Raw genomic sequence first — 19,470 nt, 5'->3', positions numbered from 1 at the left:
GTTAGGACCGCGTCGAGACGAAGAACTCGGGGGCCACTTCCACCGCGATGGGGTCGTGCAGACGGATCGACGGCTCCTCGCCTGGCAGCACCTCATACGGCACATAGACCATGCGCGCAAACCCGGGAGCCTCCACATGCACACGGATGCCGTTGTCCGACACAGCCTCGAGTTCGGCGGGAATGGTCACGTTCGCAACCAGCGCCACCGCAGCCACGTCGTTACCGGACGCGGTCGAAGCAAGCCCGGCGGTCAACAACCGATACACCTCCTGCGCGCTCGGATGCTCCGAACCATCCTCCGTCGCCCCGGACGCTCCGGCAATTTTGCCGCTCTCCGAGATCGAACCCCCAAACGGATAGAACTCGCCACTCTTCGCCAACATTGCCTGCGCGAACTCGGTCACGAAGGCAAACAAGCGATTCACCGGATCCTGCGTCTGTTCCATGCGTTTATCCCCAATGCCATGGCGAGACCACCTGTGCGGAAAGCTGGGGCGGTCGATGGTGCATCGTAAGCTAAGGGGGCGTGACAAGGCGACAGGCGGTGCGATCCTAGCAGCGGCCGGACTACGCCGGAAAACATGCCGGCTTAAGCTGTAACCATCATGCCTACCAAGCTCCCTCTTGCCCCCACCTTCAACTACCAGGCAGTCGGCCGGTGTGTCTACTGCGGCGTATCCAATGGCCAGCTCACCAAGGAACACATCCTTCCGTTTGGGCTCAACGGAAACCTCGTCTTACCCGAGGTGAGCTGTGAGGCCTGCGAGAAAATCACATCGGAGGTGGAACGGCGTGTGCTGAGGGGTTTTCTTGAGCGAGGACGGCTAGCATTGGGTTTGGCATCACGACACAAGAAACGCAAACGGCCTGCATCACTCCCGGCGACCCTAATTCAAGCCGATGAATCAATTGTGGAAACGACGTCCCCCCGCTTTCAGTAGCGGAGCGAATTAGAGTCCGGGGGTTACTTTAGCTGCTCGGCGTAGGCGGCGGGAGTCAGCCCGCCCAACGCCTTCTTCGGCCGTTCCTCGTTATATTCCCTGCGCCAGTTTTCGATCTCGGTGCGTGCGTGAAGCAGGCTCGGGAACCAGTGTTCATTGAGGCACTCGTCGCGCAAGCGGCCGTTGAACGATTCGATGTAGGCGTTCTGGTTCGGCTTGCCCGGTTCGATCAGGCGCAGCTGCACGCCACGCTCGTGGGCCCAGGTGACCATCGCCTTGCCACAGAACTCTTTGCCGTTGTCGCTACGAATTACCTTCGGAAGGCCGCGGGTCAGCGCCAGCCGATCCATCACGCGCGTCACGCCCATGCCGGAGATCGCGCGTTCGACTTCGATAACGACAGCCTCGTGCGTGGCGTCATCAACGACCGTCAGACACTTGATGACGCGGCCCTCGGCCGTGCGATCAAACACGAAGTCCATCGACCAGACCTCGTTGGGTGCCATGGGTCGGAACAAGGGTTGCCGTTCGCCTGCTGGCACCTTTTTGCGCTTGCGGCGACGCACCTGCAGCTTGGCGGCTTGATACAGCCGCTCTACACGCTTGTAGTTCACGAGCATCCCTTCTTGCCTAAGCTTCAGATAGATCATGCCGACGCCATAGCGCTTGTGCCGCTGCGCCAAGGCCACGATCCGCTGTCGAAGTTCGCCATTGCGGTCCGCGCGCGGCGCGTAACGCAATGCACTGGCGCTCATACGAAGCACCATCAAAGCACGACGTTCGCTGAGTCCTTGGCTCGTCATCTCCCGCACCAGCAACCGTCGCGCCGGTGCCGTCACCACTTCTTTCGCAGTGCCTCACGAGTGATCTCGTTCTCCAGCATCGACTCCGCCAGGAGCTTCTTCAGCCGGGCGTTCTCCGCCTCCAGTTCCTTAAGTCGCTTGGCTTCGGACACCGTCATGCCGCCGAACTTGCTACGCCACAGGTAGTACGAGGCTTCGCTGAAACCGTGCTTGCGGCACAGGTCCTTCACTGCCATGCCGGCTTCGGCCTCACGCAGGAAGCCAATGATCTGCTCTTCGGAAAAGCGCTTTTTCACGTCCAATCTCCGTCAGTTGGGGGATTGGACTCCAAATCACCGTGCTACTCAAAATCGGGGGGACGTCGGGTGGGCACGCGAGGAACGGTAATCTAGATGGGCTTGAGTACACGGGAGCCGCTACGCTGCACATCGGAAACCCCGCCGAAATACTGCGTCGGCAGTCGGCGATGGGTGTTCGTTTTGAAACGCCAGTGGACGTGTGGGCCTTTGTCCGTATGTTAGGGAAGATTGCCCATACCTACCACGTGGCAGAGAGGGCTGGTTCCCGCTCGACCAAAGTCCGGTTGTGTCGGTGGTACTCGGCAAGAGCACGCGTGCCAGGAATGGATCGGAGCCCTTGATGCCAACTGCCTCGATGAGCCGGGGAGTCAAGCCCTCCACCTGATGAACATCACTGCTCTCCGGCTTTGATGGTTCGATTTGCTCAGTAGTTAGTGAGAATCAAATTGTTCGCGCCTTGGCAGGGGCCGACCCATGCGGTGGCAACCCGTCTTCAACCAACTTCAAGCGAGACATAATTAATGACGTTGCTCTATGTGATCGGTAATGGCTTTGACTTGCACCATCGGATGTCAAGCAGCTATGACCATTTCCGTGAATACCTGAAACGTCATCACCGTGATATCTATCGGTTGGTGGAGGAGTATTTCCCCGCTTTCGAGGACGATTTCTGGTCGCATTTCGAAGAAAGACTAGCTGACTTCAATGCGGAGACGTTGGTCGAAAACTCAGAGCACCTTGTCGTTTCCTATGGCGCGAAAGATTGGAGCGACTCCTATCATCATGACTATGCCTATGAACTGGAGAAAGTGGTTGAAGCAATCTCGGAGGGCTTGCTGACAGCTTTCACTCAGTGGGTCCGCACGATTGTTATCCCACCAATGAGCAGCCTGATGGTGCCGCGAGCGCGCATTGACCCGAGTGCACGGTTCATAAACTTCAACTACACATCAACTCTTCAGCTTCTATACGGTGTGCCAGAGTCGCAGGTATGGCACATCCACGGATCGGCTACATCATCGGAGCCGCTGGTGCTGGGCCATGCTTGGAAGCCTTGGCTAAACGAGACATGGTCTGCACGAGTTGACTCAGAGGATACCGACACCCGCGTGATCGACGGGGCACGCATCCTTGACGAGTATTTCCAGACCAGTTTCAAGGACACTGCGAGCATCATTGCCAGCAACACTAGGCGTTTTGCTGCCCTGGCTGACGTTAGCGAAATTCGAGTCCTTGGCCATTCTTTAGGTAAAGTGGATCAGCCTTACTTCGCTAAGATCGCCGCATGTGTGCCGCAAAATGTGCGCTGGCGCATCAGTTACTTCGATGGCCTCGATGACTTGAAAACAAACTTCGAGCAGTTCGCTCCTTTAAATCCCGCAACTTTCTTGCAGCTACCTGAGGTCTAGGCCCTCTCTCTACCAGATCATGGGGCGCCCCGATGTTCAGTTCAGCCAACTATCGGGAATTAGCTTCTTCCCGCCGCGCCAACGTTCAATGACGGTCCGGTCAAACCAGTCTCGCTTCAAGTCGGCGTGGTCTAGCACAATGATTTGAAGTTCAGGTGCCAGTTCCTCTGCTGCGGTGGCAATCAATTGAAAGAGCTTAAGGACCGCTTGCTGATCCTCGTCGCGGAGCCCTTCCAGCGCGCCGTTCGCATCACGTTCGGGAGGATAGTGTGCCTGCGAGGGCTGATCCAAAATAAGGAAACCTGGAACTGGCCTACCCTTTAGGCGGAACCACTTGTGAAGTGCCAGATGTACAAGAACATGGTAACCAACCCAATTTTCTCCGCTGCCCATACTGTAGAGCGGCACGGGGCCGTCCATCGTATCGGCGATAACTGTCAGATTACGAATATCCAACCGAAGCTGACTTCCGACGTGTTCCAAATCCAACTTATCAGAATATTCCGTCATGTAGCGACCGATGATGTTTAGAAAAGTTCCGATCCTTTCACGCGTAGTCTCCTCGTCGAGATCTGCCTCTAGCATCTCGATTCGTGTGCGTAACTCGCGATATGCGTCCCGCATCGCATCCATTCCTGTTGCAGTCCGGTGCGCGTCCAGATACTGAATGATCTTTCCGCCTACACGCGCCTGCTGTACAAAGATTTCTTGCTGAGCGCGCAGCGATTCGTTCTCTCTGATTCGTTCGGATATGCGCTGATGATTCTCACGAAGTTCGTCTTCGATCCGCATCTTCTGCTCAAGGATTCGTGCAAGTCGCACCTGAAGCCTTGGGTTTTCTGCCTCCACTGCCTCGAGCTGCGCGCTTAGACTTTCCAGCGACCTCTCCAATTGAGCCGCAGTGGGTACTGGCACATCCAAAACGCTTTGACATACTGGGCAATGGTGGCAGTCGAGATCGTGGCTTTTCACCAAACCGACAGCACTCAGTCGGGCACGCTGCTCTGCCGCTTCCCGGAGATAGCCGTTAGTGTCAAATGCGAAGCTCCTTGTGGCACGAGCTTCCTCGCTGATCTGAGCGAGCTTATTCCTCATTGCCTGCCGCTCGGCGCGTAAAGCTATTAGGAGGTCTTCCCCATCAATACCGATGAAGTCGGTCGGCACCCGATTCTCTGAAATAGCCGTCCTTAGTGTTTCTATTAGCTCTTCATCTAACACATGCGTACGGTCAGAAATAAGTCCAACTTGTTGTGCTTCTTCAAGGAGCCTTCTTCCACGCGGAAATTCCTCCACCTCACTCGCGCGACCATCCTTGGCCCTCCGCTCAAGCTGGCGCAGCTGCCTACGAGCCTGCTCTAATAGAGACTGCTTAAGAAGCGCATCTTCATCAATAGCTCCGAGGAAGTAGGGCAGCGTGTCCTTGATGGCTTGGTTCATGAAGTCTTCGCCCTGCCGGTGAAATAGACGCTGCTTACTATCAACGTCGTTTTGGTCTTGAAAGCAAAAGAGCAGAGCGTGCCTAAACGTCGCTTGCAGTGCATTCCGAGTGGGTGCAGGAGGACGATGCTCGTTCTCGTTAATCCCGACAACAGTCCCCAAAAAAGTTTCAAGGGAGTCAGCCGTGGAATTTTTTCGCAACGCCTCAAATGCTGGTGTATCGATGATACTGCCACGCTCTACGTAAATATCGGGACTGGTCTTTTCGCCAACTTCGGGATTTCTTCGGGAAACGAAAATCTGACTGTCACCAAGTTGAAACAGGACGGCGTACCAGCCGACATACTTCCTAATAACGCCATCAGCCACGTTGCAAGTGCTACGGCCCGTGCAGTAATCGACTATATCGATGATGGCTGATTTGCCGCTCTTCGAAGCGCCGGTAAGCACATTCAGAGACCCCTGTTTAAACGGAAGCTCTCGGACTTCGCCCTTACGGCTATACAGAATGATCTTTGCAATCTGTAGGCTCATGGCGTGACTCCAAGTACTGAGTAGATTGTCGAAGCGGTGCCCGCCGCGGCGAACCAGCGACCAACGAAGCCGGCTCGATCCAGGCAGTCGCGAACTTCAGAAGTAAAGAGCTCGGTCTTCTTCTCTGTGGGTGCCACGTAAGACTTCCCTGTATTAATGCCGCCCGATTCATCAAGGGTCAGCATGGTGTGGGCCAACCCAAACATGATGGCTTCACGTGTGTAGGGCAAAAGACGGCGAGTATGCGCGCCAAATTCCACGAGGTCTCCCCTGCGCTCTTGTGTCCATGAGATGAGTGACGTCGCGGTGGAATAAGGCAGCGCGGCACGAGTGCCGGGGTGAACAATTAAGGGAAGGATGAGGAAAGCGAGTGGGAAGGAAAGTGTATCCTGCCCTTTCTTCGAATAGTCCTTGCACGCCTTCGCGATCAGCATTGCGCAAAAGGCTGGGTTGAAGAGGTTCGCCTCTTCAACCACGCGCTCGTTCCAGGCTTCCATGCTCACTTTTCCTCCCCATCCTTATCAGAGCTATCTATCAAGTATTCGGGATGCCAGCCAACGATGTATTGGTTCGCGAGTATGTGGTAGCTACCCCTCGTCAAGAATGACTGTGACACCGAGCGGAATGGGAGGGCTGCTTCATGTTCGACCCACTTGTACACACTGGCACCGGCTAGCGCCTTCGCTTTTGCGTCACAGTCGGGTGGAAGCTCATCGATCATTGTGGCGAACCTTGGCTCCCATGCTTCCTTGAGCTCTCTCTCATAGTGGTTCAGCTCGCCATCTACCAACAACTGTTCACGAACCCATCGAGCCCGCTGCTCGGAGGCCCGGTAATAGTCGCGCATGGCATACTCGATCCGCTGTGTGCCAATGTTGATCTTTCTCAACTGCTCAACGAATGGTCGCTTATCAAGGTCCGCAACAATCTCTTGCGTCGGAGTCGCCGATGCATGATCGACGGGGAGAGAATTTCGATGAAAATCCTCGCGTAACGCATCAATTCGATCGTCTATCGCGAGAACCTTGATCGACTTGCCCCCAGTAGCAAGTGCATTAATCACTACCCCGAACCACCAGCCCTCAAGCCGCTCTACGAAAACTTCAATATGCGCACGGGGTGCCGCATGCCGAACTTCGTGGCAAATATCGTCGTGCACATCGAGAATATTCGGGGCACTGTCGAAGATCCTTATAGCTCGCAGCAGTCGCAAACGCTGAGATGGGAGGAGCGCCTTGTACGCGGCATAGGCCGCAATGTTCACCTCATTGGTTGAGGAATCGCAAACTTCCAGCAGGATTGCATCCGCTTTTTGTTCGTCGCGGTCATCCGCCCGCAGGAACGAGGCCGCCGAGCCGGCGGTTGCCGAGCCAGTCGTCATCAGGATAAAACGAGGCGGTGCTTCAACAGCCTCCGAAACGCGCTTAATCCAAATTCGTAACGTCTTCCAAAGATCAACGGAAGCGTCTGCAAGGTTGCCGCCGGTGCCCAGGTGATGCTTAGTCTGGATAAGTTCGACGGGTTCGCCATCCACTTCAAAGCTGACATCATCGAAAGTCTCGATGCTCAATTCGAGGGCCGGCGATTCTGATATCGCCTGGATACCCTTCAATAGCGCCAGCCGAGCCTGATATAAATAGCCGACCGCCGACGCATGGGCGGAATGCGCGTTCTCCTTTGCCATTGCTTCCCCTGCGGCCCCCTAATCTGTCGTTCGGCGCCGTAACAATCCGCACCCCATGATGATGCGGCTTTGGACTCGGTCGCCGTCCTGCGCGCTTCGAGCAGAGTGCTGACCGCCCGGAAATAGTCAGTACGAGGATGCCATCCGTGGCTTCGGCAGGTCTAGAGGGCGAGCAGCCTCAGCTAGTAGGCCAGTCGCAACCGCGCAGATCGTCCTAAGCATTGCCAGCATACTCAGCCAATTGGCGAGCTACAGCAAACGCGTCATGTTGCGACATGCCCAACTGGTCTGCAAGTCGTTGCATGGACTTAAGAGATGGATTGCGGCGACCCCGCTCGATCCCACTGACTTACGTAGGATCCAGCCCTGTCCGGAAGGCTAGCTCTTCTTGGGCTTATCTCAGCGCGTTCCCGCAACTGCCTGAGCGCTGATCCGACGTAAGGGGAGATGTCCACCCCGAACACTCACGTGGCGTAGTCACATGCAGCGAGAAATGGCGACATATACCGCCAGCTTCCATGCGACACCAAGAGGCTCGTCGAAACCTTACGGACACAAAAAAACCCGCTTTCGCGGGTTTCTTTGCAATCCGGTTGAGGACTCCGGATCTTTCGTTTGGTGCCCAAGGGGGGACTCGAACCCCCACGACCTAAGCCGCTACCACCTCAAGGTAGTGCGTCTACCAATTCCGCCACCTGGGCATAACTTTTACTGCATGTTGCGTATTACTTCTTGGCCGGTTCGGCGGGAGCCTTGGTGGCTTCCTGCTTCGCGGCGGGAACATCGCTGTTCGCTGCCGGAGCCGTTGCGGCCGGGGTGTCACCGTTGGCGGCGGGGGCGCGGGGCACGTCCGACGCGGCCGGTGTCACCGGAGCGTTGTTGGCGGGAGCGGCCGGCGTGGTAGCGCCAGACATCACACCAAGATCCGCGGCCGGCTGGGGGTTACCCGAACGACCGAGGTAAATGCCCATGCCGAGGCTGAGCAAGAAAAACAGAGCGGCGAGTACTGCCGTGGCGCGGGTCATGAAGCTCGAAGAGCCACGCGCGCCGAACACCGTAGCGGAAGCACCGCCACCGAATCCGGAACCTGCCTCCGCACCGGCGCCGCGCTGCATCAGAATCAGCACGATCATCGCCGCGGCGATCAGGATATAGAAAACGCTGAAGAGAATGAACATGTCTTCTTGTTTTTGCCGTGTCGCGAGTTATCGACGCGCCGCGGCGCATATATCCAGGAAATCGGAAGCCACCAGAGCGGCGCCGCCGATCAGTCCCCCGTCCACATCAGGCTGGGCGAACAATTCGGCCGCATTGGCCGGCTTGACGCTTCCGCCGTAAAGCACCCGGGTCAGGAGCGAGATATTAGCATCCTTTTTTGCCAGTTGGCTACGGATGAACGCATGAATTTTCTGTGCCTTCGCCGGGGTCGCGGTGAGGCCCGTACCGATGGCCCAGACCGGCTCGTAAGCCACCACAGCGTCGCGGAAACAGGCGATGCCATTGCGATCGATCACCGCGGCCAACTGCCGGCCGACCACTTCTTCGGCCATGCCGGCCTCGTGTTCTTCCAAGGTCTCACCCACGCAGAGGATGGGCGTCAGGCCCGCCCGGCAGGCCGACTCGAACTTCTTTGCCAGCAACTCGTCGCCCTCGTGCTGGTACTGGCGACGTTCCGAATGGCCGACCAGCACCCACGTGGCCCCCACGTCGCGCAGCATGTCGCCGGAGACCTCGCCGGTATACGCACCGGGCACATGGTGCTCGGAAAGGTCCTGCGCGCCGAAGCGCAGGCCGCGGTCGCGGTACTTGTGCACCAGCTCGCCGATATAGACGTCGGGGGGAAAGACCAGCACGTCCACGCCATCGGGCATGCCTTCGACCACCTCGCGGACGAGCGCGTCGGCCATGGCGCGGGAGCCATGCATCTTCCAGTTACCGGCGACGATCATCTTGCGCATGGGAGCTTCCAGGCGTGGAGAAAGGGGCGGCAGAATAGCCGCGTCGTGGTGGGCGGCAAAGCTGCAATGCGGCAATGGGACGCCTGCGCACGCGCCGTTCACTGAGGTTAACGCATATGGCGCGTTTGACCTTGGTAGTCCCTGCCTTCGATGATCCACCCATGCGTATCCTGAGAATATTCTTCGTCGCCCTCCTCCTCGCCGGTTCCGGGGCCACTTTCGCGCAGGCGGACGACGCCAGCCCCAGCCCCGCCCAGCAGATCGACGACTTGCGCGGCCAGCTCGACCAGATCGAGAAGGCCATGAAGGACGACAAGATCACCGATGCCGCGCTGGACGACCTGCGCAGCAAGTCCTCCGACGTCGCCTCCCAGGCGCAGAAAGTCTCCACGACGCTGCAGCCGACACGCGACGCCGCGAAGGCGCGGCTCGATCAACTGGGCCCGCCGCCCGCCACGGGCACAAAGGAAGCGCCTGAACTGGCAGCGACGCGCAAGGACGCCAAGAAGGCCTTCGATGCGGTCGACGCGCAGATCAAACAGGTGGACGGCCTGGCGCTAGAGGCGCAACAGACCGCCAACCAACTGGCCGACCTGCGCCGCATTCGTTTCCAGGAAACCATTTCCCGGCGTACCAACTCGCCGCTGTCGCGGCCGTTCTGGTCCGAACCTGCCGCGGCGTTCCCGCGCGACTCGGCCAACCTGCGCGAATTCGCCCAGACGGTCCAGTCCGACGTCGCGAACAGCTGGACGAACGGCAATCGCACCGCACTCATTGCCTGTGTGGTGATGGGCCTGCTCCTGATGACCGGCGTGCGCTTCTATATCGAGCACCGCGTCCGCCATCTCACCGCCAATCGCATGCCGCCGGGCCGCCTGCGCCGTTCCGCGTTGATTCTCGGTATCGCGCTCACGTCGACGCTCACCACCGGCCTCGGCACGCAGTTGTTCTACCTCGGTCTCAACTGGAACGACACCTTCAGCGAGGAGACCGACGGCGTCGCGCTGGCGATCGTGCATCTCGTCTTCTTTGGCGCGTTCGTCGCGGGCCTGGGTCGCGCACTCATCTCGGCCAAGCGGCCTTCGTGGCGCCTGCCCGCCATTCCCGACGAAACCGCCATGGCGCTGCGTCGGTTTCCGATGCTGATCTCGCTCGCGGTGGTGCTCTTCTATTTCCTGAAGATCCTCAACCACACGATCGGCACCAGCCTTGCCGCTACCGTCCTTACCAGCAGTCTGCAGGCGATCGTGCTCACCGTACTCACGGCGCTCGCACTGCAGCGACTCGGCCGTACGCATCACCACGACGAGGATGGCACCCCTCCCCCGCCGCGTCCGATCTGGGCGAGCCTGTTCATCGCAGCGGCATGGATCGCCATCGTCGCGGCGTGGATCGGGTTGCTGACGGGCTTCATTGCCTTCGCCTCGTTCGTCGCCGGCCAGGTGGTGTGGACCACCATCGTTGTCGCGGCCACATACCTGGCGATGCGCCTGGTCGACGACCTCTTCGAAACATTGCTGTCGGAAAAGGGCCCCATGAGTGCCCGCGCGCAGGCGATCTTCGGCACGCATCCGAAGCTGCTCGATCAGGCCGGCGTGCTGCTCTCCGGCGTGGTTCGCCTCGGGCTGTTCCTGTTTGGTCTCACCGCCGTGCTTTCGGGTTTCGGTGCGGGAGCCGCCGACATCATGGTGATCGGCAGCAAGCTGCAGTCGTTCAAGATCTACGACGTCGAGCTGAAGCCGAGCCAGATCCTCAGTTCGATTGCCCTGTTCTTCCTGGGCCTGGTGGCTGTGCGGGTCATCAAGTCCTGGATGGCCGAGCAGTACCTGCCGCGCACCAGTCTCGATCCCGGCATGCGCAGCTCGCTCACCACCCTGCTGGGCTACGTGGGTGTGGTGGTGGTCGTGGCGATCGCCTTGCTGGCGATGGGCCTCTCGGTGCAGAACGTGGCCTGGGTCGCGTCGGCGCTTTCCGTGGGTATCGGTTTCGGCCTGCAGGCGATCGTGCAGAATTTCGTGTCGGGCCTGATCCTGCTCGCCGAGCGTCCGGTGAAGGTGGGCGACTGGGTGGTGCTCGACGATGCCGAGGGTGACGTGCGCCGCATCAATGTGCGCGCCACGGAGATCCAGGTCGCCGACCGCTCCACGATCATCGTGCCGAACTCGTCGTTCATCACGAAGCCGGTGCGCAACATGACCATGGCGAACCCGCAGGGGCGCGTGCTTTTCAAGCTGCCGATGCCGCTGGACAGCGATCCCGTGGACGTTCGCGAACACATGCTGGAAGCGATGCGGGCGCATGCGTCGGTGCAGGAAAATCCCGCGCCGCTGGTGATGCTCGACAACGTCGATCGCACCGCCATGACCTTCATGGCCATCTGCTACGTGGGAAGCCCGCGCGACGCCGGCGGTGTGAAGAGCGACCTGCTCTTCGACATCCTGGCGCGTCTGCGTGGTGCGGAAATTCCCCTACTGCGGCCACAGGACCTGGTACTGCGCACGGGCGGCGGCGCGCCCGAACTTACGGGACCCACCGCCGCCGGTGCACCGAAGTCGGCCACCGATCCCGATACGTCGAACTGATCGGTGGCCGTGACGAGCGTGGGTCGCCGCAAGCGCCGCCGCCGTCAATCCTTGACCGGCGTCAGGCGCAGATCCTGGAAGTCGAAGCTGAAGTCGGTCAGCGGCGACACCGGCTCCATGCGCACTTCGCGCACCTTGCCATCCGGATCGAGCGCGAAGTTGACGAAGGCGTCGCCGTTGAGCGAGCGATCGTTCCAGTGTGCGATGAAGGTGTCGTGCTGCCATGGTTCCAACGTGCCGGTGAGCTGCGCGGTCTTCGTGAAGCGCATCACCAGCTTGCCGCCCTCCTTCGTCACCTTGACGTCGCCGTACCAAGGATCGCGATACGTGCCGGCGTAACCGTCGAGCGGCAGCGACGGCTTCGCACCCTTCATGCGCGCTGCCTCGTGCTGCTTCATGCTGTCGTCCGCACCCGATTCCGCCTTCTTGACGCTGGCCGCGTAGGCGGCAATCCAGTCGGTCTTCGGCGCTTCCATGAAGGCGTCCAGGGCACGCATCGTCACCGCCTGGAATGCGGCACCCGACTCCTGATTGGTCAGCACCACCACGCCCAGCTTGAGGTCCGGTACCAGCGTGACGCGCGAGACCATGCCCGGCCAGCCGCCGGTGTGCCAGACGAGCTTGTGCCCGCGATAATCGGACACGAACCAGCCTTCGCCGTAGCCGGAGAAGTTCGGCTTGGCGGCCTTCAATTCCGGCACGCTGGGTTCGTTGATGTGAATCGGCGTGATGAGCGACCACATCTCCGCCTGACGCTTCTCACTGAACAACTGTTGCTGCTTACCGGCGCTATCGGTATAGCGCCCGCCGTCGAGCTGCATCGTCATCCACTTCGACAGGTCGTGCACGCTCGAATAGATGCCGCCCGCCGCCTGGTTGTTGTTCCACGACATCGGCGCCACCGGCTTCAAATCCTTGAAGTCGAACTTGGCGTGGCCGGTAGCGATGTCGTCGTTCGCACCGATGCTGGTCGGCGCATGCGTCTGCGATTCGGTCATGCCCAGCGGCGTGAAGATGCGCTCGCGCACGAAGTCGGCCCACGGCTTGCCGGAGACCTGCTCGATCACGAGCCCGGCCACGGCGAACAGGATGTTGTCGTACGCGTACTCGGCGCGGAAGCTGTTGGTCAGCGGCACATAGCGCAAGCGCTGCACCACTTCCTGGGTGGTGTACGTCGTAGCAGGCCAGTAAAGCAGATCGCCCGCACCGAGGCTGAGGCCGCTGCGATGCGCGAGCAGGTCGCGCACGCGCATCTCGCGGGTCACGTACGGGTCGGACATCTGGAACCACGGCAAGCGATCGATCACGCGGTCGTTCATGTCGAGCTTCTTCTCGTCGGCGAGGATCGCCAGCGAGGCAGCGGTGAAGGCCTTGGTGTTGGAGGCGATGGCGAACTGCGTATGCGCGTCCACCTTCGCCGGCTCGCCGAGCTTGCGCACGCCCGAGCCGAATTCCATCACGATCCGACCGTCCTTCACGATCGCCACGGCGATGCCGGGCACGTCGAACTGCTTGCGCACGGCATCGACATAGGCATCGAAGTCGGCCAGCGCGGCCGGCTTTGCATCGACGGATGCAGCCGGCGATGCGGCAGGCGCGTCCTGGGCCTGCGCGGCAAGTGCAAAGGCGAAGCTGGCGACGCCAAAGGCGAGAAGGTGGCGAAGACGCGACATGAAGGACCCCGACGGCAAAGAAGAGCCGTGACTATTCCACGCCACGCCCCCGCGGGAAAGGGACCGATCAGCCCTTGCTTTTCTGGCTGAAGATCACGCTGCCCAGAATGATCGCGCCCGCCACGGCCATGGTCGGGGTCAAGGCCTCGCCGAGGAACATCCACGCCCAGCCCACGCCGAACAGGGGCACGAGGTAGGTGGAGGTCGCTGCGCGCGGCGCGCCGATGCGCTGGATCAGACGGAAATAGAAGGCATACGCGAGCCCGGTACAGACCACGCCAAGGGCCAGTACCGCGAGCCACGACTTCCCGGGGATCGGCGCCGTCGGCCAGGTAAGCCAGCCCAGCGGCGCCATCAGCAGCGTGGCACCGAGCAGGCAGCCCGCCGCGACAGCGGTCGGTGCGATGTCCGCGAGGTATCGCTTGATGAGGTTGGCGGCCAGCCCATAACAGAACGACGCCGCGGCACCCGCGAGCGCGGCAGGCGCCACGTTGTCGCCCGCGGTACGACCACTGGCGAGCACCACCACGCCGACAAAGCCCGCGACCAGCGCGATGGCCTTGCGCGTGCCGATCTTCTCGCCGAACCCAATGAAGGCCACCAGCGCGGCGAACAGTACCGTCATGCTGTTGGCGATGGCGCCGATGCCTGCCGGCGCACGCTCCGCACCCCAGGCAAACAGCGTGAAAGGTATCGCCGCGCTCAAGGCGCCCAGCGCTAGCATCTTCCACAGATGCGAGAGGCGGATGCTCGCGCGGGCCCGCCACAGCAGCGGCAACAGGATCACCGAGCCGAACAGTAGCCGCGTCGCAACCATCGGGAACGGGCCGAAATCCTTCGCCGCCACACGCATGAAGAGGAACGATCCGCCCCAGATCGCGCCCAGCGACACCAATTCGACCGGCGTACGCCAGTCGCGCTCCACCGGGGGAGCGATCATTTGCACAGGGGTATCGGCGGCAGACATGCGAACCTCACTCAGCGAGAACGCCCATTGTCGCCGCCCCGGCGCCACGCACAAGCGCATCTTCTGCAATGCAGCCTTTCGCGGGATTCACAACTGGCGCCTGTGGGAGCCGCCATGGCGGCGACGGGAGCTTGCAGGTGGGAGCCAGCCTGCTGGCGATGGGAAGTTGCCTCGCTGCTACACCGCTTCGGTGGGAGCCACCCTGGTGGCGAGAAGCTAACGCCGCCGCACTGCCATGAGTCAGAAATTCGTCGGCGAGCGGATTTCGTGCCTCCGATCACGCCCGGCAGGAGCTTGCCGGAAATGTGCACTGCTACGCCGCCCATGTAGGCGTTCGCCTACAGATGGCAAATTCTTGAGCACCTATCCTCTCCCGCTGCGCGCATGGCCTCCCGCGCGCCATACAAAGCCGATCAGGAACGAACGATGTGCATTCGGGTAACTCAAGGACGGGGGGGCACATCGGCTCGCCCGCGCAAAGGGTCTTGTGGGCTTCACCTCACAACTCGTGATTCTTGTGATCTTCATCGGGTCGATGGCGGCGACGCCCGTCGCGAAGAGCCAGGAAGCCTCGCGCTCACCCGTTCAGACACGCGCCGTAAGATCGGCTGCCCCAACGCAAGTCACCACCAGCGATGCATCGGCCGAACCGGCTGTCGACGTCACCGGCACGTGGCATGGCAACCTGCACGCATCGGGGGACTCGACGGCCGCCGACTGGGCTGAGGAATTCAAGCTCACGCAGGACGCCACGGGTCATGTCACGGGCACCCGCCTCACGACGCCGTTGGACAACGCAAACGGATGGTACCTGTGGTCGCTGACGGGCAACGTCTCCGGAAGCCTTCTGACCACCGCCGACGACACGCTCATCGGCCAAGGCGGAAGCGCGACGGGGTGCAAGACGTCGATCTCGCTCACATTGTCCGAAACACGGGACGGCACGCGGTTGCAGGGCACATGGAGTTCCACCCAATCCGGATGCAGCAGCGGCACGGTCGACATCACGCGCTATGGCGGTCAGGCGACCAAGAACCTGGGTAGCGGCGCGCGATGCGACGGCGGACTAGGTTCCGCGAGGTCCGGCACCGGCAGCGGCGGCACGGCAAGCGGCAACGCCAATGGCTCGTCTTGCGCGGAAGCCATGGGCGCAAGCGTGGTCGGCGATCCCATCGATGCATCGACGGGCAACTTCCACCTCCAAGAAGACGACTTCGACGGCGGCCCCTGGCTCACCTTCAGGCGCTTCTACAACAGCAATGGTGCGACCGCGCCCGCAACCATGGGCTTTCGCTGGCGGCACGTTTTCGATCGGTCCCTGAGCATAACGGGCGCTCCCGCCACCTCCATCGTTGTTCTGCGTCCCGACGGGAAGCAGGCCACCTATACGCGAAGCGACAGCGCAAGTCCGTGGACCACGGACATGCCCACGGACGTTCTCACGGACAAACAGGATCAACAAGGCCAAACCATCGGCTACAGCCTGTTCGTTGGCGGCACGCGCCAGACCGAAACCTACGACCTGACGGGCCGTCTGATTTCGGTGATCGGCCAGGATGGGCAAGGGATTACCCTTAGCTATACGACCACCGCTTCTCCGGCCATCGGGCTGCTTTCCACGGTCACGGATTCGAAAGGTCGCCAGCTCGTCTTCAGCTATGACAGCTCGTCGCGGCTCAAGCTTGTCAGCTTGCCGGACGGCAAGCGCCTTGCCTACAACTACGGTTCTTCGTCATCCAACCTGAGCCAGGTCGTATATGCCAATGACGAGGTACGTAGATATCTCTATAACGAGAGCGAATTTATCGGGGCAACGCCCCTGCCCAATGCGCTGACAGGGATCACCAACGAGAACGGCGTGCGCTACGAGAGCATTACCTACGATGATCTCGGTCGAGCCACATCGTCGTCCTTCAATGGGAACGTCGGCACCACAAAGATTGCCTATCAGGCCGATGGGTCGTCGGCCATCACCTACCCGCTGGGCAACACCGTGCGGCTGACGCCCGTGTCCATTGATGGATTGATGCGAGTCAGCTCGCTCAGTGGCCCTTGCGCGCCGGATTGCGGTCAGCTATGGCAGTCGCGCACTTATGATACGCGCGGCTTCCCCGCCAGCATGGTCGACTTCAATGGCGTCACGACGCAGACGACCTACGATGCGCTGGGGTTGCTTGAAGCAAAGCGGGAGGCCGTCGGCAAGCCGGAAGAGCGGCGCATCGAAACCACGTGGGACACGAATCTTCGCCTTCCACTGATAACACGCGTGCTCGACGGAAGCGGCACCGCGATCACGGCCACAAGCCGCGTCTACGGACCGACCGGCCTGCTGCTCGCGCAATGCGAGGCCGATTTGGCCGTGACTACCGCCGCCAACTACACCTGCTCGCCCTCCGGGGCGGTCCCATCCGGCGTCAGGCGCTGGACGTACACCTATTGCACGGTGGTCGACGCGACGCAATGCCCCGTGGCCGGGCTGCTGCTGACCCGTACCGGACCGCGAAAGGACACGGTACAGACGACCACCTACCAGTACTACATGGACGACAGCACGCAGTGGCACCATGGCGACTTGAAGTCGATAACGGATGCCATGGGCCACGTTACGACGATCGCCAGGTACGACGGGGCGGGTCGCCCCACACGAGTCATCGATGCCAATGGCGTCATCACCGACTTCACATACATGGCGCGGGGTTGGCTTCAGACAAAGACGGTGCGAGCCAATGCGGATGGATCGAGTTCTTCGAGCGATGCCGTCACCACGATCTCCTATACCTCGTACGGCAATGTAGAGAGCATCACCGATCCCACCGGCATCGTGACGAACTTTGCTTATGACAGTGCGCGCCGACTCACGGACATCAAGGACCCGGCCGGCAATCGCATTCACTATGTCCTGGACGCAGCCGGTAACCGCGTGCAGGAACAGGTCATCAATTCCTCGGGAACGGTGATCAAAGGTGTCACAAGAACGTATAGCGCCCTTGGACGACTGACCGGCATGCTCGACGGATTGAATCGTGTTGTCGCGGACTCGAGTGCGCCTTCGGCCTATGACGGTAACGGCAATCTGCTGGAGTCCGTGGACGGCCTGGGCGTGCAGACAAAGACGTCCTATGACGGTCTCAATCGGCTCATTGCGACGATAGGCGACGCCGGTGGCAAGTCTGCGGCCACGCACCATACCGAAACCATCGTGCAATACGACCCGCTCGATCGCCTGGTGGGCGTGAGCGATCCCGAAGGTTTAGCGACGACTTACACACGCAACGCCTTCGGCGACGTTGTCGATCACGTCAGCCCGGATACCGGCCAATCGGCGGCAACGTTCGACGATGCCGGCAATGTGACGACCGCTACCGATGCGCGCGGCGTCGCGGTCAGCTACACGTATGACGCGCTCGACCGGCGCATCTCGGCTACGTATCCGCACGCCGAAGCCAATGTGTCCTGGCATTACGATGAACCGGACAGCGTAACCGGATGCCCCGGCTCCTCTCCGGTCGGGCGACTGACTCGGATCGTGGAATCGGCCGTCACAACCACCTATTGCTACGACAAACGGGGCAACCTGACCCAGAAATCCCAGGCACTCGGCTCGCAAACAGATACGACCGTGTATACCTACACTCGCGCCGATCGCCTGGATACGCTCACCTATCCCAATGGCAGCAAACTCACCTACTACCGAGACAACCGTGGGCGTGTTGCGTCGATCACTTTCAGCTCGCCCGGCTTCTCCCAATCCGTGGTCGGAAACGTCACGTACTTACCGTTTGGACCGATAACAAGCTACACGTTGGGCAACGGACAGAACATCAAGCGGACTTACGACGCGAACTTCGCGGTAACCGACGTTACCAGCCCGGTACTCAACCTGCATTTCGCCCGCGATGTCATGGGGAACCTCGTCTCGCTGGGGTCGCCCCCGGGAGCATCGCCTGCCACGGAATCGTACGGTTACGATCCGCTCTACCGCCTGACCTCCGTAAACGACGCGAACAACACGGCGATCGAGACGTATACGTATAACCAGACGGGCGACCGGCTAAGCAAGACCGCACCCGGGTTGGCTACAGGTGTATATGGCTACCAGGCTGGCACTCACTGGCTCACCAGTATCGGAACGGCTACCCGCACGCATGACGCCAACGGAAACACCACGGGCAGCACGGCTGCAGGCGAGACACTCGGTTATACCTACAACGATCGCAACCGCATGAGCTCGGTCCAGAGAAACGGATCGGTTGTGGGCACCTACGTCTATAACGCGCTGGGCGAGCGTCTGTCGAAGACGGTGACGACGCCAGCCGCGGCGACCACGCGATTCATCTACGACGAAAATAGCCGCTTGCTGGGCGAGTATGGCGCTACGGCAAGAGACTATGTCTGGCTGGAAGACCTGCCCGTCGCCATCGTCGATGGCAGCGGGAGCACGTTGACGGTGGGGTACGTACACGCCGATGCGCTCGGATCTCCCAGGGCAGTGAGTGACAGCAAAGGCGCGATCATTTGGACATGGGCATTCCAGGGACATCCGTTCGGCGAGGTGTTGCCGACGTCGGCGAGCGGGTTCGTGCTGAACCTGCGCTTCCCCGGCCAGTACTTCGATGCCGAGAGCGGGTTGAATTACAACGTCAACCGCGACTACGAAGCGGCAACGGGACGCTATATCCAGAGCGATCCCATCGGCTTGAGAGCAGGAGCAGCCACCTACTCTTACGTGACCGGGTCGCCGCTGGCGTACGCTGATCCTCTTGGTACTCAGGTAGTAATCCCCGTGCCTCGCCCAGTCGTGGCCCCGCCACTGCCTTACGATGGAACGCCAGCTGCCTCGTCTCTCCCTAACTGGGGTCCAGCAACTCCGGTCTGGGCTTGCATTGGACCCTATTGCGTTCCCACAAATGTCCCCGCTGGCCTCTCCGATTACGCAGACTGGATGTCGCATCATTCAACCCCGAAACCCGGTTCGAAACCGAAGAACTGCCCAGGGGGGACAAAACCGATTGACCAGACCGGTCTCAGCAAGGACGATGTTCATGACATCAAACACGGCGTTGGCGCTGGCCCCCAAGATTGGACGGGAATTGCGCCCAATGGTGATGTCATCACGGGTGACCATGAGGGAAACGCTGTGAATCACGGAAACTACGGGGACTACACGCAGTGAGTGATTTA

13 protein-coding genes and 1 tRNA gene are annotated in these 19,470 nt (G+C 60.5%); 3 read left to right on the top strand and 11 right to left on the bottom strand.

Annotated elements, in window-relative coordinates:
- Position 1: 1 nt before the first annotated feature.
- Both IM816_RS07170 and IM816_RS07165 read right to left on the bottom strand, forming a co-directional pair.
- Positions 2-448, bottom strand: coding sequence for a hypothetical protein (locus tag IM816_RS07170; protein ID WP_250340351.1), 447 nt, complete (start codon positions 446-448; stop codon positions 2-4).
- Between the two features lie 518 nt (positions 449-966).
- Positions 967-2,042 (bottom strand): IS3 family transposase gene (locus IM816_RS07165; RefSeq protein WP_425602620.1). Its coding sequence is split into 2 segments (ribosomal slippage): positions 967-1,784 and positions 1,784-2,042, totalling 1,077 coding nucleotides; the frame shifts between segments, so codons are not numbered across the junction.
- Between the two features lie 524 nt (positions 2,043-2,566).
- Between IM816_RS07165 and IM816_RS07160 the strand changes: the two genes are divergently transcribed.
- Entirely contained in the window at positions 2,567-3,454 is an 888-nt protein-coding gene (locus IM816_RS07160) for a bacteriophage abortive infection AbiH family protein (protein ID WP_250340350.1), read from the top strand.
- A gap of 36 nt (positions 3,455-3,490) precedes the next feature.
- Here the strand turns inward: IM816_RS07160 and IM816_RS07155 are convergent, their stop codons facing one another.
- From IM816_RS07155 to tpiA, 7 genes are all read right to left on the bottom strand, one after another.
- Positions 3,491-5,425, bottom strand: coding sequence for a DUF3732 domain-containing protein (locus tag IM816_RS07155; protein ID WP_250340349.1), 1,935 nt, complete (start codon positions 5,423-5,425; stop codon positions 3,491-3,493).
- Positions 5,422-5,922, bottom strand: coding sequence for a three component ABC system middle component (locus IM816_RS07150; protein WP_250340348.1), 501 nt, complete (start codon positions 5,920-5,922; stop codon positions 5,422-5,424). The genes IM816_RS07155 and IM816_RS07150 overlap by 4 nt, the downstream gene beginning before the upstream one ends.
- Before the next feature lie 2 nt (positions 5,923-5,924).
- Complete coding sequence (locus tag IM816_RS07145) at positions 5,925-7,109, bottom strand: ABC-three component system protein (protein WP_250340347.1); 1,185 nt, start codon at positions 7,107-7,109, stop codon at positions 5,925-5,927.
- A gap of 214 nt (positions 7,110-7,323) precedes the next feature.
- Positions 7,324-7,449: a hypothetical protein gene (locus IM816_RS18855; RefSeq protein ID WP_425602633.1), complete on the bottom strand. Its 126-nt coding sequence runs from the start codon at positions 7,447-7,449 to the stop codon at positions 7,324-7,326.
- A 276-nt stretch (positions 7,450-7,725) separates the two neighbouring features.
- Positions 7,726-7,810: transfer RNA gene (locus IM816_RS07140), tRNA-Leu, on the bottom strand.
- 24 nt (positions 7,811-7,834) lie between these two features.
- Positions 7,835-8,287 carry a preprotein translocase subunit SecG gene (secG, locus tag IM816_RS07135; protein ID WP_072320652.1) on the bottom strand — a complete coding sequence of 151 codons (453 nt, stop codon included), beginning with the start codon at positions 8,285-8,287 and terminating at the stop codon, positions 7,835-7,837.
- A 27-nt stretch (positions 8,288-8,314) separates the two neighbouring features.
- Positions 8,315-9,067 (bottom strand): triose-phosphate isomerase, encoded by a 753-nt coding sequence (tpiA, locus tag IM816_RS07130; RefSeq protein ID WP_250340346.1) that lies wholly within the window; start codon positions 9,065-9,067, stop codon positions 8,315-8,317.
- A gap of 161 nt (positions 9,068-9,228) precedes the next feature.
- Here tpiA and IM816_RS07125 point away from each other — a divergent pair, with 161 nt between their 5' ends.
- Entirely contained in the window at positions 9,229-11,649 is a 2,421-nt protein-coding gene (locus IM816_RS07125; protein ID WP_250340345.1) for a DUF3772 domain-containing protein, read from the top strand.
- Between the two features lie 44 nt (positions 11,650-11,693).
- On the opposite strand, the gene IM816_RS07120 is transcribed toward IM816_RS07125, so the two are convergent.
- Both IM816_RS07120 and IM816_RS07115 read right to left on the bottom strand, forming a co-directional pair.
- Positions 11,694-13,322 (bottom strand): serine hydrolase, encoded by a 1,629-nt coding sequence (locus tag IM816_RS07120; protein ID WP_250340344.1) that lies wholly within the window; start codon positions 13,320-13,322, stop codon positions 11,694-11,696.
- 67 nt (positions 13,323-13,389) lie between these two features.
- Positions 13,390-14,289 carry a DMT family transporter gene (locus tag IM816_RS07115; protein WP_072322165.1) on the bottom strand — a complete coding sequence of 300 codons (900 nt, stop codon included), beginning with the start codon at positions 14,287-14,289 and terminating at the stop codon, positions 13,390-13,392.
- Between the two features lie 787 nt (positions 14,290-15,076).
- Here IM816_RS07115 and IM816_RS07110 point away from each other — a divergent pair.
- Positions 15,077-19,462 carry an RHS repeat-associated core domain-containing protein gene (locus tag IM816_RS07110; protein WP_250340343.1) on the top strand — a complete coding sequence of 1,462 codons (4,386 nt, stop codon included), beginning with the start codon at positions 15,077-15,079 and terminating at the stop codon, positions 19,460-19,462.
- The last annotated feature ends 8 nt before the right edge of the window (positions 19,463-19,470 follow it).

Source organism: Luteibacter flocculans (assembly GCF_023612255.1).
Taxonomy (GTDB): Bacteria; Pseudomonadota; Gammaproteobacteria; order Xanthomonadales; family Rhodanobacteraceae; genus Luteibacter; species Luteibacter flocculans.
This window is presented reverse-complemented; position numbering and strand designations above follow the sequence as displayed.